Here is a 12,713-nt window from a genome sequence, read left to right as displayed (position 1 = left end):
GTTAGCCCTGAGCGCACGGGCCTGTTCCCGGCAAAACAAGAGACCGCATGCAAGCCCCCCTTCCTTTTTTCATGACCCGACTGGCCGCCTGGCTGGGCGTGGCCCTGGTTGCCGTGCTGGTTTTCTGGCTGCTGGCCCCGGTGCTGGCGCCGTTTGTTATTGCGGCGGTCATGGCCTATGTTTTGCATCCCTTGGTGCTCAGGCTCGAGGGCCTGGCCGGGAGGCGTTTGCCCCGTGCCTTGGCGGTGGTGCTGGTGGAGGCGCTGGCCTTGTTGGCCTTGCTGGGCTTGTTTTTGTTGCTGGTGCCGATTTTGGTGCGCGAATGGCCGCTGTTGCAGCAGCAACTGCCTTTGCTGTTCGACCGCCTGAGTGATGCCGTCAACCCCTTGTTGGCCCAGTCGGGGCTGAATGTCTCGCTGGATCTGGCCGACCTGAAACAACAGCTGGTGACCTACCTGAGCGCCAACCGCGAGGATTGGTGGGCCCCGCTCATGTCCTCGCTCAAACTCGGCGGCAGTGTGGCCCTGGCCTTGGCGGGTTATGCGGTGCTGGTGCCCGTGGCCTTGTTCTACATGTTGTACGACTGGACTCGCTTGGTCAGCAGCGTGATCGAGTTGGTGCCGCCAGCCTGGCGCGAACGGTTCGACGGCTTCATGCGTGACTGCGATGAGGTCTTGGGCGAGTACCTGCGTGGGCAGATGCTGGTGATGCTGGCGCTGGCCGTGTTTTATTCGGTGGGCCTGAGTTTGTTTGGCCTGGATCTGGCCCTGCCCATTGGCGTGTTCACCGGACTGGCTGTGTTTGTGCCTTATCTGGGCTTTGGTCTGGGCCTGGTTCTGGCGCTGTTGGCAGGCTTGCTGCAGTTGGCGCCATCTCAAGCCTTGCTCATGGTGGCCGTGGTTTATGGCCTGGGGCAGTTGATTGAAAGCTTTGTGCTGACGCCACGCTTGGTGGGCGAGCGCATTGGCTTGCACCCCCTGGCGGTCATTTTGGCCTTGATGGCTTTTGGCCAAGTGCTGGGTTTTGTGGGCGTGCTCATTGCCTTGCCTGCCAGTGCAGTTTTGCTGGTAGGTTTGCGCCGTTTGCGGGCGCAATACCTGCAAAGTGATCTTTACCGCAAAAGCGGCTCGGGTGCGGTGGAACAAGGACCCGATCAGCCATGAAGCAAATGGCTTTGGACATCGGCCTGGCTTCGACGCCCACGCTGGACAATTTTTTTGCGGGGCCCAACGCGGCCGCCCTGAGCCACTTGCGTTTGTGGACCGCCTCGGCCAGCCGCTCGCCCGTGCCCAGTTATCTGTGGGGTGAGAGCGGTTCTGGCAAAACCCATTTGTTGCATGCGGTGCACCAGGCGCTGCAAGAGCAGGGCGCTCAGGTCGGCTGGCTCGACGCCCACAGCATGGACCCCCCCGATTTCAACGACGACTGGGCGGCCGTGCTCATGGACGATGTGCACCTGTACAACGCCGAGCAGCAGCACACGGCTTTCAATTGGTTTGTCAATGCGCTCACGCCCCGAACAGGCACGCCCCGCTGGGTTTTGGCCGCAGGGACTCTGCCCCCAGCCGATCTGAAGCTGCGCGACGATTTGCGCAGCCGCCTGGGCTGGGGCCACATCGACGCGCTGCAGGTGCTGGGCGAGACCGAGCGCCGCGCCGTGCTGCGCCAAGAGGCCGATGCCCGGGGCCTGTTTTTGAGCGACGAGGTCATGTCTTACATGCTCAAGCGCTTTTCGCGTGATTTAGGCAGCCTGATGCAGCTGCTGGACCACTTGGACCACTACGCACTGCAAACACAACGCGCCCTGACCATTCCTTTGGTGCGGGCGATGCTGGAGAACGAATGAAACTTGCCCTGTTCGATTTGGACCACACCTTGCTGCCGCTGGACTCTGACCACACCTGGGGTGTGTTCACCACCAAAATGGGTTGGACCGATCCGGAGGTGTTCAGACAGCGCAACGACGAGTTTTATGCGCACTACCAAGCGGGCACACTGGACATTCATGAGTACGTGCGCTTTGCCACCCGCGCAGCGCGTGAGCGCGGTGCGACCGAGGCGGCCCAGGCGCATGCCCGCTACATGGACGAAGTGATCCGCCCCCGCATCACGCCTGAGGCACTGGCGCTGGTACGATCGCACCAGCAGGCAGGCGATACGGTCATGATCGTGACCGCCACCAACGAGTTTGTGACCCGCCCGATTGCCCAGGCTTTCGGGGTCAGCGAGTTGATCGCGGTCGACCTCGAACGCGATGCCAGTGGCTGGATCACGGGCGAGATCCGGGGCACCCCGTCGTTTCGCGAGGGTAAAGTCACCCGGGTCGCACACTGGTTGGGCCAAAAAGGCCTGGACTGGGGTGATGTGGAGATGACGTTCTACTCGGACTCCATGAACGACCTGCCGCTGCTGGAAAAAGCCCACCATCCGGTGGCAACGAACCCTGACGCTCGGTTGCGTCAACTGGCCACAGAGCGTGGCTGGCGCATCCTCGACCTCTTTCAAGAATGATCAAACAATTCATCGACAAGCTGATGGGCAAAACGCCCAAAAGCAGCAAACCCCACTTTGGCCGCCGCACCGAGGTGCCCGCGTCTGTGCACGGCATCGACCCGAACCTGGTGGACGAACGTGCCATCAACGTCACCCGCACGCTGCAGCAGGCCGGGTTCGAGGCTTATGTGGTGGGTGGTGCGGTGCGCGACCTGCTGCTGGGCCTGCGCCCCAAAGATTTTGATGTGGCGACCAACGCCACGCCCGAGCAGGTCAAGGGCCTGTTTCGCCGTGCTTTCATCATCGGGCGGCGCTTTCGCATCGTGCACGTGGTGTATGGCCGGGGGCGTGACAACGAGGTGATCGAGGTGTCCACCTTCCGGGCGCACTTGGACAATGTGGCGGCCGAACAGGTCAAGGGCAATGAGCGCACCAGCAAGCGCCAGCTCGAAGGCATGCAGCACGCCGTGGACTCATCCGGGCGTGTGCTGCGCGACAACGTCTGGGGGCCTCAGGACGAAGACGCCACGCGCCGCGACTTCACGGTAAACGCCATGTACTACGACCCCGAGTCGCAGATCGTGGTGGACTACCACGGCGGCATTCAGGATGCCAAAAAACGCGTGCTGCGCATGATCGGCGACCCGGTGGCGCGTTACCGCGAAGACCCGGTGCGCATCATCCGCGCCGTTCGATTTGCCGCCAAGCTCAGTCCATTGGGCTTCAAGCTTGAAGCCAAAACCTCCAAGCCCCTGACGCAGTCGGCCACCTTGTTGGCCGATGTGCCACAAAGCCGTTTGTTTGACGAGATGCTCAAGCTGCTGCAGACCGGTCACGCACTCGCCTCGATTGCCCAGCTGAAAAATCTGGGTCTGGCCACTGGCATTTACCCCTTGCTGGATGTGGTGGTGGAGCGGGCGGACAGCGCCTTTGTGCAGGTTGCCCTGGCCGATACCGACCGCCGTGTGGGCGAGGGCAAGCCAGTCGCCCCGAGCTTCTTGTTAGCCTGTGTGCTCTGGGCCGATGTGCGCGAAGGCTGGGCCAAACGTCTGGCCCGCAAAGAGCACCCACACCCGGCTTTGCAGGACGCGATCGACGAAGTATTCGATGCACGCATCGGCGATGTGTCTGGGCGCGGCAAGCTGGCCGCTGACATGCGCGAGATCTGGATCATGCAGCCGCGCTTTGAAAAGCGTGTGGGCAGCACGCCGTTTGGCCTGGTCGAGCAGCCACGCTTTCGTGCTGGCTTCGACTTTTTGCGCCTGCGTGCCGACATCGCCGAAGTCGATGAACGCCTGGCCGACTGGTGGCAAGAGTTCAGCATGGCCAGCGATGCAGAGCGCGAAGACTTGGTGCAAGCGGCCAAGGCCGAGCAGCAGGCCTCGCAAGCGGCCAAGCCACGCGTGCGCCGGGCACCCCGGCCCGAAGGTGCACCCGCGCCAGCCGAGAGTCGCCCCGCAGCAGAAGCGGAAGGCAGCGACGAGGGTGCGGCCAAAAAACGCCGCCGTCGCCGCCGCAAGCCCGGCGCTGCTGGTGATCAGGCGGGCGACGGCGGCAGTGCCGCTTGAACCTGTGATCTGAACAACGAGGGGTGATCTTGCGAGACCCAGTCACCGCCTATGTGGCCTTGGGGGCCAATCTGGGCGATGCCCGGGCGGCTGTGCTGCAGGCCTTTGAGGCTTTGGACAGTTGGCCCGAGGTTCAAGTCACAAGCCGCTCCGCGCTCTACCGCACTGCGCCCCACGAAGCCCAGGGGCCTGACTTCATCAACGCGGTAGCCCGCATCGAAACGCGTTTGTCCGCCCCCGATGTGCTGGATGCTTTGCAAGCCATCGAGCACAGTGCAGGCCGTTTGCGCTCCTACGTGAATGCGCCGCGCAGCTTGGACCTGGACCTGTTGTTTTATGGTGATGCGTGCATGCACAGCCCTCGCCTGACGCTGCCCCACCCGCGTTGGCGCGAAAGAGCTTTTGTGCTGGTCCCCTTGGCCGATGTGTGGCCACAACGTGTGGGCCCTGAAGACCTTGCCCGCGTGGCGGGTCAGGCCATCGCGCGTGATGTCGCTGTGGGTGAATGATTTTTTGAAAGGATGGGCTTTTGCCAGCCTTTAACGTTCAAGGTTTTGGCGTCATTGGCTGATCAAGCGAGCAGCCTCGATCTGGTATTCGAAATAGCGCTGGAAGCTGAATACCAAGCTGGACATCATCACCGTGGTGCCCAGCAACAAGGCGATGACGGTGCCGATGATGGTGCCCCAGTTCGTGCGGCCTGCTGGGCTCAAGGCGTCAGCTGTGGGGTTGAAGCGGGCGTTCCATTTTTCGATGGGCATCAGACCATAAATGATGGCGTTCAGAGCGCAACCGGCCATGGTGAAGCCGAGCAAAGGAATCAGCATCCAGCTGAGCGTGTCGTCCTGACCGAATTGTTGAACACGCTCCAAACCATAAAAACCGAGCGCTGTGGGGATGGGCAGCAGCCAGCCCATCATGTCGGTGAGCCCGTACAAATAGAAACGGTGCAGCCCCAATGGGCCTGTCCAGAAAGCCAGCCAGGTCGCAAGTGTTTTGTTTTTCATGATCCGATTATTGCGGAGCCGTGCTGTCAGCTGCACCCAAAGGCTTTTCCATCATCACCACATCCAGCCAGCGGTCGAATTTCCAGCCGCAGGACTTGAGCACGCCAACGTGATTGAAACCCACGGCGGTGTGCACACCAATGGACCCCGCATTGCCCGAGTCACCGATCACGGCCAGAAATTTGCGCACGCCCGCACGTTCGGCTTGGGTGCACAACTCGGCCAGCAGGGCGCGGCCCATGCCCTTGCGGTGGGCGTCGGGTGCCATGTAAATGGAGTCTTCTGCCGAAAAGCGGTAGGCGGGGCGGGGCTTGAACCAGTTGCAATAGGCAAAACCGATCACGCGGCCTTCGTCTTCGACCACGAGGTAAGGCAAACCTTTGGACAGCACATCGGCGCGGCGGCTGGCCATGTCGGCCTCAGAGGGCGGGTCGATCTCGAAAGTCCCCGTGCCGGTCAGGACGTGGTGTCGGTAAATGGCGGTGATGGCGGTGACATCTTCGTCGCGGCTGGGACGGATCAGAGGCAAGGCAAGGCTCCCGTTGTATAATGGTGGGCTTTTCAGTGTGTCACTGGCCGGGTGGCCAGTTGCGTGTCTCAAACGCTGAAGGATACCGGGCATCTGGGCAATTGTTCCCAAGAAGCCCAACCACCCAAGGATAAATCATGGTTGTTATTCGTTTGAACCGCGGCGGCTCTAAAGCACGTCCTTTCTTCAACATCGTCGTGGCTGACAAGCGCGTGCGTCGCGATGGTCGCTTCCTCGAGCGCATCGGTTTCTACAACCCCACAGCCAAAGGCGGCGAAGAAGGTCTGCGCATTGCCCAAGACCGTCTGACTTACTGGAAGAGCGTGGGCGCCCAAGCTTCTCCCACCGTGGAACGTCTGATCCGTCAAGCCGGCAAAGCCGCTGCCTGATTGGTCCGAACCGGTCATGCGTCCGCCTTTGGAAACAGCCGCGCTGCCGGCTGACGCCATCGAAATCGGGCGCATCACCGATGCCTGGGGCATCAAAGGCTGGTTCAAGGTCTTGCCCCACAGCGCCTCGCCCGAGGCGCTTTTTTCTGCCAAAAGCTGGTTTTTGTTGCCGCCCGATCGGCCCATGAAACCCCAGCGCGGCCAAGAGGCCTCAGCCTCTGCACAACAGGCCTGGCGCGAGCCTTTGCTGCTCAACATCCTCGAAGTCAAAGACCATTCCGACACCGTGGTGGCGCGTGCCCAAGGCATTGAGGATCGCAACGCGTCTGAATACTTGCGCGGTGGCCGAATTTTTGTGCCGCGTTCCAGCTTCCCGGCTGCCGCCGATGGCGAGTATTACTGGGTTGACTTGCTGGGCTTGCAAGTCGTCAACCGTGAAGGTGTGGATCTGGGTCAGGTGCGTGACCTCATGTCTACCGGACCCCAAACCGTGCTGGTCATTGAAGCCGCAGCCGAAGCTGAAGGCGGCAAACCTGTTGAGCGCATGATCCCGTTTGTGGCGGCCTTCGTCGACGGCGTTGACTTGCCCGCCAAACGCATCACGGTCGACTGGCAGCCCGACTACTGAGCCGCCCCGGCCGTGGAGGGCCATCCCCATGCGCTTTGACATCATCACCCTGTTTCCCGAGCTGTTTGCGCCGCTGTTGACCAGCGGCATCACACGCCGTGCCTACGAAGGCGGCGGGGTCGACGTGCGTTTGTGGAATCCACGCGACCACGCCGAAGGCAATTACCGCCGGGTGGACGACCGGTCTTTTGGTGGTGGCCCCGGCATGGTCATGTTGGCCGAGCCCCTGTTCAAGTGCCTGACGGCCATCCGTGCCGAGCGGCAAGAAGCAACGCCAGCACCTTTGGTCTTGTTTTCGCCGATAGGCCAGGCCCTGAACCACACCGCGGTGGCCCAATGGTCGGCCAGTGCGGGCGCCGTGCTGCTGTGCGGGCGCTATGAAGGCGTAGACCAGCGCTTCATCGACCAGTATGTGGATCAGCAAATCAGTTTGGGCGACTTTGTGCTGTCCGGCGGCGAAATCGCCGCCATGGCCTTGCTCGACGCGGTGGCCCGTTTGCAACCCGGTGTCTTGAACGACGAAGGCAGCCACCAGCTCGACAGCTTCAATCCTGCGCTCGATGGTTTGTTGGACAGCCCGCACTACACCCGCCCCGAAGTTTGGCAAGGCCATGCGGTACCGCCCGAATTGATGTCCGGCCACCATGCGCACATTGCACGTTGGCGGCGTGAGCAAAGTCTGCGTTTGACGGCGTTGCACCGCCCTGAGTTGATCGAAGAGGCCCGCGAGGCTGGTCGGCTCAACCGCCAGGACGAAGCCTTTTTGAAACTGGCCAGCCACGGCCAGCCGGGGCAGACACAGACCTCGTCCGCGAAAAAGCTATAATCAAGGGCTTTTCGATCCTCTACCCGCCGCGATCTGGTTCAGTCATGTGAATGCATGGCCCTTACAACACAGAACGCCCCTTGTGCAGCGAGGCATGATCGGACGGAGTTCAACAAATGAATTTGATTCAAACTCTTGAGCAGGAAGAAATTGCCCGTTTGGGTAAAGTGATTCCTGAATTTGCCCCCGGCGACACCGTGATCGTCAGCGTCAACGTGGTGGAAGGTGCGCGTAAGCGTGTCCAAGCTTACGAAGGTGTTGTGATCGCCAAGCGTAACCGTGGCCTGAACAGCGGCTTCACTGTGCGCAAGGTCTCCAGTGGCGAAGGCGTGGAACGTACGTTCCAAACCTACAGCCCTGTGATCGCCAGCATTGAAGTCAAGCGCCGTGGTGATGTTCGCCGCGCCAAGCTGTACTATCTGCGTGACCGCAGCGGCAAGTCGGCACGTATCAAAGAAAAGTTGCCACAGCGCAAAGCAGCTCCTGCTGCCAAAGCGTAAAGCCTTTTCAGCCATACGAAAAAACCGCCCGGGTTTGCGCCCAGGGCGGTTTTTTTATGGGCGATTCACAACGCGTGTGCCATCCGTCCAACCATGAAAAAAAGGCCTTGCCGGTGAGGGCAAGACCTTGGGGGATGTTGAAGTCCTGGGAGACACCCAGGAAATTCATCAGCCGCGGGTGATTTTCAGCACGCGTGTGCCGCCGCGCTTGGCTGGGCCTTCGCCCGCACCATGGGGTTTGAAGTTGCCAGCACCAAACTGCTTGGGGCCGCGGGCGAACTTGTCACCGGCTGCACCACGTGGCGCAGGGCGGGCAGCGTTGCGGTTGTCTCCGCCACGGTCTTCCCATCGGCCGCCTTGACGTGGACCGTCCTGGCGAGCGTCTTGGCGTGGGACAGGTCGGCTGTCGCCTTTGTCCCAAGGGTGAGCAGGTGCGCCGCGCTGTTCAAAGCGGTCACCGCCACGATGGTCACCACGGGGTGCGTCAAAACGTCCACCGTCTTTACGGGCATCGAAACGGGGTTCGCTGCGCTGCTCAAAGCGGGGCTGCTCGTCGCGGAAGTGGCCACGCGGGGCGCGGTTGTCAAAACCTCCGCCATCGCGGTCACGGTTGCCACCGAAGTCGCGGCCACCTGGTGCGGGACGGCCACCACGGAAGCCACCGCCGGCATTGGCGTAATTGCGCTCGCCTCCAAAGCGGTCACCGCCACGGCCCATGGGCTTGCGGGCTTCGGGCATGCGCATTTTGGGCTCCAGGCCCGGGATCACTTCGGCCTTGAAGGGCTGACGCGTGTAGGACTCGATGTCACCGATCTTGCGACGGTCGCGCATTTCGGCAAAGGTCACTGCCAAGCCATCGCGGCCTGCGCGGCCAGTGCGGCCAATGCGGTGGGTGTAATCCTCGGCCTTCATCGGCAAGCCGAAGTTGAAGACGTGGGTGATGGTGGGCACGTCGATGCCGCGAGCGGCCACGTCGGTGGCGACCAAAATCTGGACCTGGCCATTGCGCAGCGCCATCAGGCGGCGGTTGCGCATGCCTTGGCTCAGGGCGCCGTGCAGGGCAACAGCCGAAAAGCCGTCTTGCTGCAGGTCAGCAGCCAGGCCGTCGCACTCGATTTGGGTGCTGGAAAACACAATGGCCTGGTCGATCGTCGCGTCACGCAACCAGTGGTCAAGCATCTGGCGCTTGTGTTGGGCGTTGTCGGCCCAGAACAGCACCTGCTTGATGTTGTTGTGCTTTTCTTGCGGGTTGTCGATCTGGATTTTCTGGACCGAAGAACCACCGTCGTGCATCACGCGCATGGCGAGTTGCTGAATGCGGGGCGCAAACGTGGCGCTGAACATCATGGTCTGGCGGCGCTGGCTGGTCATGTCGTTGATGTCGGCCAGGTCGTCCGAGAAGCCCAGGTCGAGCATGCGGTCGGCTTCGTCCACCACCAAGAACTGCACTTGGTCCAGCTTGATTTGCATGGAGCGCTGCAGGTCGAGCAAACGGCCAGGGGTGGCCACCACCAAGTTGGCGTTTTGCAGCTTGGCAATTTGCAGCTGGTAAGGCATGCCGCCGACCACGTTGGCCACGCGCAGACCGCGTGTGTGCTTGACCAGCTCGATGGCGTCTTGCGCGACTTGTTGAGCCAATTCACGTGTGGGGCACAGGATCAGGGCACCAGGGGTTGGCGCCTTGAAGTTGCGTGGGTTGGTGGGGTCTTTGCGCTTGGCACGCTTGGGGGCGGGCTCGCCCTTGGCAGCCGCATCGGCACAGGCTTTTTCAAACTCGGCACGTTCAGCGGCTTCTTGTTCGGCCATTTGCTGAATCAAGGTGTGCAGCACGGGCAGCAAAAAGGCGGCGGTTTTGCCGCTGCCGGTCTGGCTGGAGACCATCAGGTCGGTGTAGCCATTGGACTTGCCGTCTTTGGAGCCGCCGCTTGTGGGCAGGGCCAAAGGAATCGCGCGCAATTGCACGGCGGTGGGCTGGGTGTAACCCAGATCGGCCACGGCTTGCACCAGCTCAGGGGCCAAGCCCAGTTCGATGAAGCCGTTGGGCACGTCGGCGATGGCTTCGATTTCCTCGGCCGCTTCAGCCGTGACTTCTGCTGCAGGCTCGGGGGTGATTTCGGCTGCTGCGGCAACCATGATTTCAGTGGCCAAATTGCTTACAGCGGGGATGGATGTGATTTGGGCAGGCGACAAGTCGTCCTGCACTGTGTTCAAAGTGTCAGTCATGTGTATGTATAAAACTCGCACGGAACAACGGCCGCTAACAGAAAACTGTTGCTGATGGCCGCAGGCACCGCAAGGTTGAAAAAACATCAACCATCAAACGGTGCTCGCGAGGGGCGCTGGGCATGGAGCCTGGCCGCTGTGAGTGACCCTATCTTTGGGTCAAGGCATGAAGGGAGATGTAGGAACTGCTGCACGTGTCATGCAGCAAGGCAGCGATTATGGCACGTCTGCGGGAAAATCTCTAGGGTTTTCCCTGAAAAAATCAAAGTCGAATGAAATGCTCGCGGTAATGCGCCAATTCGTCGATGGATTCGTGCACATCGGCCAGTGCGGTGTGCTTTTGCTGTTTCTTGAAGTTGGCGTAGACCTCGGGCTTCCAGCGGCGAGACAATTCTTTGAGTGTGCTCACGTCCAAGTTGCGGTAATGGAAAAACGCTTCCAGCTTGGGCATGAACTTGACCAGAAAACGGCGGTCCTGGCTGATGGTGTTGCCGCACAGGGGGGAGGCACTCTTGGGCAGGTATTTTTTCAGGAAGGCGAGGATCTGCTCTTCGGCCTCGGCTTCGCTGGTCGTGGAGGCTTTGACTTTATCGATCAAGCCGCTTTTGCCGTGGGTGCCTTTGTTCCACTTGTCCATTTGGTTGAGCAGCTCGTCGGTTTGGTGAATCACCAGCACCGGCCCTTCGATGCGCGGTGTGAGGTGCGGCCCGGTCACGATCACGGCGATCTCCAGCAGGCGCTCTTTTTCGGGGTCCAGGCCCGTCATTTCGCAATCGATCCAAACCAGGTTTTGGTCAGACTTGGGCAACTCGGCCGCTTCTTGGGGGGTGGTGTTCACATCAGACATGCGGGGATTGTCGCTGATGCGTGCCTGCTGCATTGACTCAACATGGACTGGTGCGCGGCCTGCAGAGTGCCAAGTCCATGTGGGCGCAAGCCCTTGCCAAGGTCAGCCAGACAAGGCGGCTCCTACAATACGCCGATGAATCCCTCACTGACTTTGACCTTGACTCTGGTCGTGGCCTTGCTGGCCCATGTGGCGCTCAAGTTCTGGCTCAATGCACGCCAGGTGCGGCATGTGGCCCGCCACCGCGATGCGGTGCCGCAGGCTTACGCCGACACCATGACCTTGGCCGACCACCAAAAAGCCGCCGATTACACCTTGGCCAAAGCCCGTTTGTCGCAAATCGACATCGCTCTGGATGCCACCGTGTTACTGGGCTGGACGATGTTGGGCGGGCTCGATGCGCTCAACCAGGTGTTGCTGGACATGATGGGCCCGGGCATGGCGCAGCAAATCGCGCTCGTGCTGGGCTTCACGCTGGTCGGCGGCCTGATTGGATTGCCCTTGTCACTCATGCAAACCTTTGGCGTGGAGCAGCGCTTTGGCTTCAACAAGATCACGCCGACGCTGTGGCTTGCCGACATGGTCAAGGGGCTGGCGCTGGGCTTGGTGCTGGGCCTGCCGCTTTTGTGGGTGGTGCTGTGGCTCATGCAAGCCGGAGGCCAGTGGTGGTGGCTGTGGGCTTGGGGCGTGTTGGTGGGCTGGCAGTTGTTTTTGATGGCCATTGCGCCGAATGTGATCATGCCGCTGTTCAATAAATTCACGCCGCTGGAAGATGAGTCGCTCAAGACCCGCGTGCAAGGCCTGATGCAACGTGCAGGCTTCACCGCCAAAGGTTTTTTTGTCATGGACGGCAGCCGCCGCTCGGCACATTCGAATGCGTTTTTCACTGGCTTTGGGGCCAGCAAGCGGGTGGTGTTTTTCGACACCTTGCTCAAGCAACTGAGCCCGGCCGAAATGGAAGCGGTGCTGGCCCATGAGCTGGGCCACTTCAAGCACAAGCACATCGTCAAAATGATGGTGACCAGCTTCGCCATGACGCTGGCAGGCCTGGCGCTGCTGGGCTGGCTGGCGCAGCAGGTTTGGTTTTACACGGGCTTGGGCGTGATGCCCAACTTGTCGGGCAGCAACGATGCGCTGGCGCTGGTCTTGTTCATGCTGGTCACACCTGTGTTCACCTTGTTTTTTGCGCCTGTGTCTTCGTGGCGCTCGCGCCAGCAGGAGTTTGAGGCCGATGCTTATGCCGTGTCTCAAACCCCGGGCAAGGACTTGTCCTCGGCCTTGCTCAAGTTGTACCAAGACAACGCCTCGACCCTGACGCCCGACCCTTGGTATGTGAAGTTTTATTACTCGCACCCTCCGGCCAGCGAGCGTTTGCTCAGGATGAAAACCGCATGAGCACCCCAGAAGTCAGGGCCCTCAAGCCCACCGAGGTGATCATGGCGTTGGCACAGGTTCCTGGCTGGGGACTGTCGGGTGATGGTGAACAAGTAGCGATCGAAAAAAGCTTTGACTTCGAGCAGCACTCACACGCTTTGCTCTTCGTCAACAGCGTGGGCTGGTTGTCTGAAAAGCTCAACCACCACCCCGAATTGGTGCTGACCTACAAGCGTTGTGTGGTGCGCTGGAACACGCACGATGTGCGCGGCTTAAGCCGGCTGGACTTTGAGGCCGCGACCCAGACTGACGCCTTGTTACCGGCATGA

Annotated in this window: 15 protein-coding genes; 11 read left to right on the top strand and 4 right to left on the bottom strand. The window is 60.9% G+C overall.

Features of this window, described 5'->3' with window-relative positions:
- Positions 1 to 47: 47 nt before the first annotated feature.
- From L63ED372_RS09375 to folK, 5 genes are read left to right on the top strand one after another with little or no spacing between them, the layout of a single operon-like run.
- Positions 48 to 1,163, top strand: coding sequence for an AI-2E family transporter (locus tag L63ED372_RS09375; RefSeq protein WP_231624467.1), 1,116 nt, complete (start codon positions 48 to 50; stop codon positions 1,161 to 1,163).
- Complete coding sequence (gene hda, locus L63ED372_RS09370) at positions 1,160 to 1,846, top strand: DnaA regulatory inactivator Hda (RefSeq protein ID WP_062405573.1); 687 nt, start codon at positions 1,160 to 1,162, stop codon at positions 1,844 to 1,846. Before L63ED372_RS09375 ends, hda begins: the two co-directional genes overlap by 4 nt.
- The gene (locus tag L63ED372_RS09365; protein WP_062405571.1) at positions 1,843 to 2,511 is read left to right on the top strand and encodes an HAD family hydrolase; all 669 of its coding nucleotides are present in this window, start codon (positions 1,843 to 1,845) and stop codon (positions 2,509 to 2,511) included. Before hda ends, L63ED372_RS09365 begins: the two co-directional genes overlap by 4 nt.
- Positions 2,508 to 4,061 (top strand): polynucleotide adenylyltransferase PcnB, encoded by a 1,554-nt coding sequence (gene pcnB, locus L63ED372_RS09360; RefSeq protein WP_062405569.1) that lies wholly within the window; start codon positions 2,508 to 2,510, stop codon positions 4,059 to 4,061. Before L63ED372_RS09365 ends, pcnB begins: the two co-directional genes overlap by 4 nt.
- A 23-nt stretch (positions 4,062 to 4,084) precedes the next feature.
- Positions 4,085 to 4,570, top strand: coding sequence for a 2-amino-4-hydroxy-6-hydroxymethyldihydropteridine diphosphokinase (gene folK / locus L63ED372_RS09355; RefSeq protein ID WP_442915104.1), 486 nt, complete (start codon positions 4,085 to 4,087; stop codon positions 4,568 to 4,570).
- A gap of 51 nt (positions 4,571 to 4,621) precedes the next feature.
- On the opposite strand, the gene L63ED372_RS09350 is transcribed toward folK, so the two are convergent.
- Together L63ED372_RS09350 and L63ED372_RS09345 are read right to left on the bottom strand one after the other, a co-directional pair.
- On the bottom strand, positions 4,622 to 5,068 hold the full coding sequence (locus L63ED372_RS09350; protein ID WP_062405567.1) for a hypothetical protein: 447 nt from the start codon (positions 5,066 to 5,068) through the stop codon (positions 4,622 to 4,624).
- A 7-nt stretch (positions 5,069 to 5,075) separates the two neighbouring features.
- Positions 5,076 to 5,597, bottom strand: a complete 522-nt coding sequence (locus tag L63ED372_RS09345; RefSeq protein ID WP_062405565.1) for a GNAT family N-acetyltransferase — start codon at positions 5,595 to 5,597, stop codon at positions 5,076 to 5,078.
- Between the two features lie 137 nt (positions 5,598 to 5,734).
- Between L63ED372_RS09345 and rpsP the strand changes: the two genes are divergently transcribed.
- The 4 genes from rpsP to rplS all read left to right on the top strand — a co-directional run bounded on the left by rpsP (position 5,735) and on the right by rplS (position 7,940).
- Positions 5,735 to 5,986, top strand: coding sequence for a 30S ribosomal protein S16 (rpsP, locus tag L63ED372_RS09340; protein WP_019430383.1), 252 nt, complete (start codon positions 5,735 to 5,737; stop codon positions 5,984 to 5,986).
- Positions 5,987 to 6,002: 16 nt separating this feature from the next.
- Complete coding sequence (gene rimM, locus L63ED372_RS09335) at positions 6,003 to 6,614, top strand: ribosome maturation factor RimM (protein WP_062405563.1); 612 nt, start codon at positions 6,003 to 6,005, stop codon at positions 6,612 to 6,614.
- 28 nt (positions 6,615 to 6,642) lie between these two features.
- On the top strand, positions 6,643 to 7,440 hold the full coding sequence (gene trmD, locus L63ED372_RS09330) for a tRNA (guanosine(37)-N1)-methyltransferase TrmD (protein ID WP_062405561.1): 798 nt from the start codon (positions 6,643 to 6,645) through the stop codon (positions 7,438 to 7,440).
- A 116-nt stretch (positions 7,441 to 7,556) separates the two neighbouring features.
- Positions 7,557 to 7,940, top strand: coding sequence for a 50S ribosomal protein L19 (gene rplS, locus L63ED372_RS09325; RefSeq protein ID WP_062405559.1), 384 nt, complete (start codon positions 7,557 to 7,559; stop codon positions 7,938 to 7,940).
- Positions 7,941 to 8,108: 168 nt separating this feature from the next.
- Here rplS and L63ED372_RS09320 read toward each other — a convergent pair whose 3' ends face one another.
- Both L63ED372_RS09320 and orn read right to left on the bottom strand, forming a co-directional pair.
- A complete protein-coding gene (locus tag L63ED372_RS09320; protein ID WP_062405556.1) occupies positions 8,109 to 10,163 on the bottom strand; it encodes a DEAD/DEAH box helicase in 2,055 nt (684 codons plus the stop codon).
- Between the two features lie 262 nt (positions 10,164 to 10,425).
- Positions 10,426 to 11,010: an oligoribonuclease gene (gene orn, locus L63ED372_RS09315; RefSeq protein ID WP_062407885.1), complete on the bottom strand. Its 585-nt coding sequence runs from the start codon at positions 11,008 to 11,010 to the stop codon at positions 10,426 to 10,428.
- Between the two features lie 135 nt (positions 11,011 to 11,145).
- Between orn and L63ED372_RS09310 the strand changes: the two genes are divergently transcribed.
- Positions 11,146 to 12,405: a M48 family metallopeptidase gene (locus L63ED372_RS09310; RefSeq protein WP_062405555.1), complete on the top strand. Its 1,260-nt coding sequence runs from the start codon at positions 11,146 to 11,148 to the stop codon at positions 12,403 to 12,405.
- On the top strand, positions 12,402 to 12,713 hold the full coding sequence (locus L63ED372_RS09305) for a 4a-hydroxytetrahydrobiopterin dehydratase (RefSeq protein WP_062405553.1): 312 nt from the start codon (positions 12,402 to 12,404) through the stop codon (positions 12,711 to 12,713). The genes L63ED372_RS09310 and L63ED372_RS09305 overlap by 4 nt, the downstream gene beginning before the upstream one ends.

This window comes from Limnohabitans sp. 63ED37-2, assembly GCF_001412535.1.
In the GTDB taxonomy this organism is placed as follows: Bacteria; Pseudomonadota; Gammaproteobacteria; order Burkholderiales; family Burkholderiaceae_C; genus Limnohabitans_A.
Note: the sequence above shows the minus strand (reverse complement) of the source record. Positions and strands in the feature narration are given on the sequence as shown.

What these genes read in the sequence shown, in the direction of transcription:
- L63ED372_RS09375 (WP_231624467.1), top strand. Translation starts at nt 48, where the DNA reads ATGCAAGCCCCCCTTCCTTTTTTCATGACCCGACTGGCCGCCTGGCTG.
- hda (WP_062405573.1), top strand. Translation starts at nt 1,160, where the DNA reads ATGAAGCAAATGGCTTTGGACATCGGCCTGGCTTCGACGCCCACGCTG.
- L63ED372_RS09365 (WP_062405571.1), top strand. Translation starts at nt 1,843, where the DNA reads ATGAAACTTGCCCTGTTCGATTTGGACCACACCTTGCTGCCGCTGGAC.
- pcnB (WP_062405569.1), top strand. Translation starts at nt 2,508, where the DNA reads ATGATCAAACAATTCATCGACAAGCTGATGGGCAAAACGCCCAAAAGC.
- L63ED372_RS09350 (WP_062405567.1), bottom strand. Translation starts at nt 5,068, where the DNA reads ATGAAAAACAAAACACTTGCGACCTGGCTGGCTTTCTGGACAGGCCCA.
- rpsP (WP_019430383.1), top strand. Translation starts at nt 5,735, where the DNA reads ATGGTTGTTATTCGTTTGAACCGCGGCGGCTCTAAAGCACGTCCTTTC.
- rimM (WP_062405563.1), top strand. Translation starts at nt 6,003, where the DNA reads ATGCGTCCGCCTTTGGAAACAGCCGCGCTGCCGGCTGACGCCATCGAA.
- trmD (WP_062405561.1), top strand. Translation starts at nt 6,643, where the DNA reads ATGCGCTTTGACATCATCACCCTGTTTCCCGAGCTGTTTGCGCCGCTG.
- rplS (WP_062405559.1), top strand. Translation starts at nt 7,557, where the DNA reads ATGAATTTGATTCAAACTCTTGAGCAGGAAGAAATTGCCCGTTTGGGT.
- L63ED372_RS09320 (WP_062405556.1), bottom strand. Translation starts at nt 10,163, where the DNA reads ATGACTGACACTTTGAACACAGTGCAGGACGACTTGTCGCCTGCCCAA.
- orn (WP_062407885.1), bottom strand. Translation starts at nt 11,010, where the DNA reads ATGTCTGATGTGAACACCACCCCCCAAGAAGCGGCCGAGTTGCCCAAG.
- L63ED372_RS09310 (WP_062405555.1), top strand. Translation starts at nt 11,146, where the DNA reads ATGAATCCCTCACTGACTTTGACCTTGACTCTGGTCGTGGCCTTGCTG.
- L63ED372_RS09305 (WP_062405553.1), top strand. Translation starts at nt 12,402, where the DNA reads ATGAGCACCCCAGAAGTCAGGGCCCTCAAGCCCACCGAGGTGATCATG.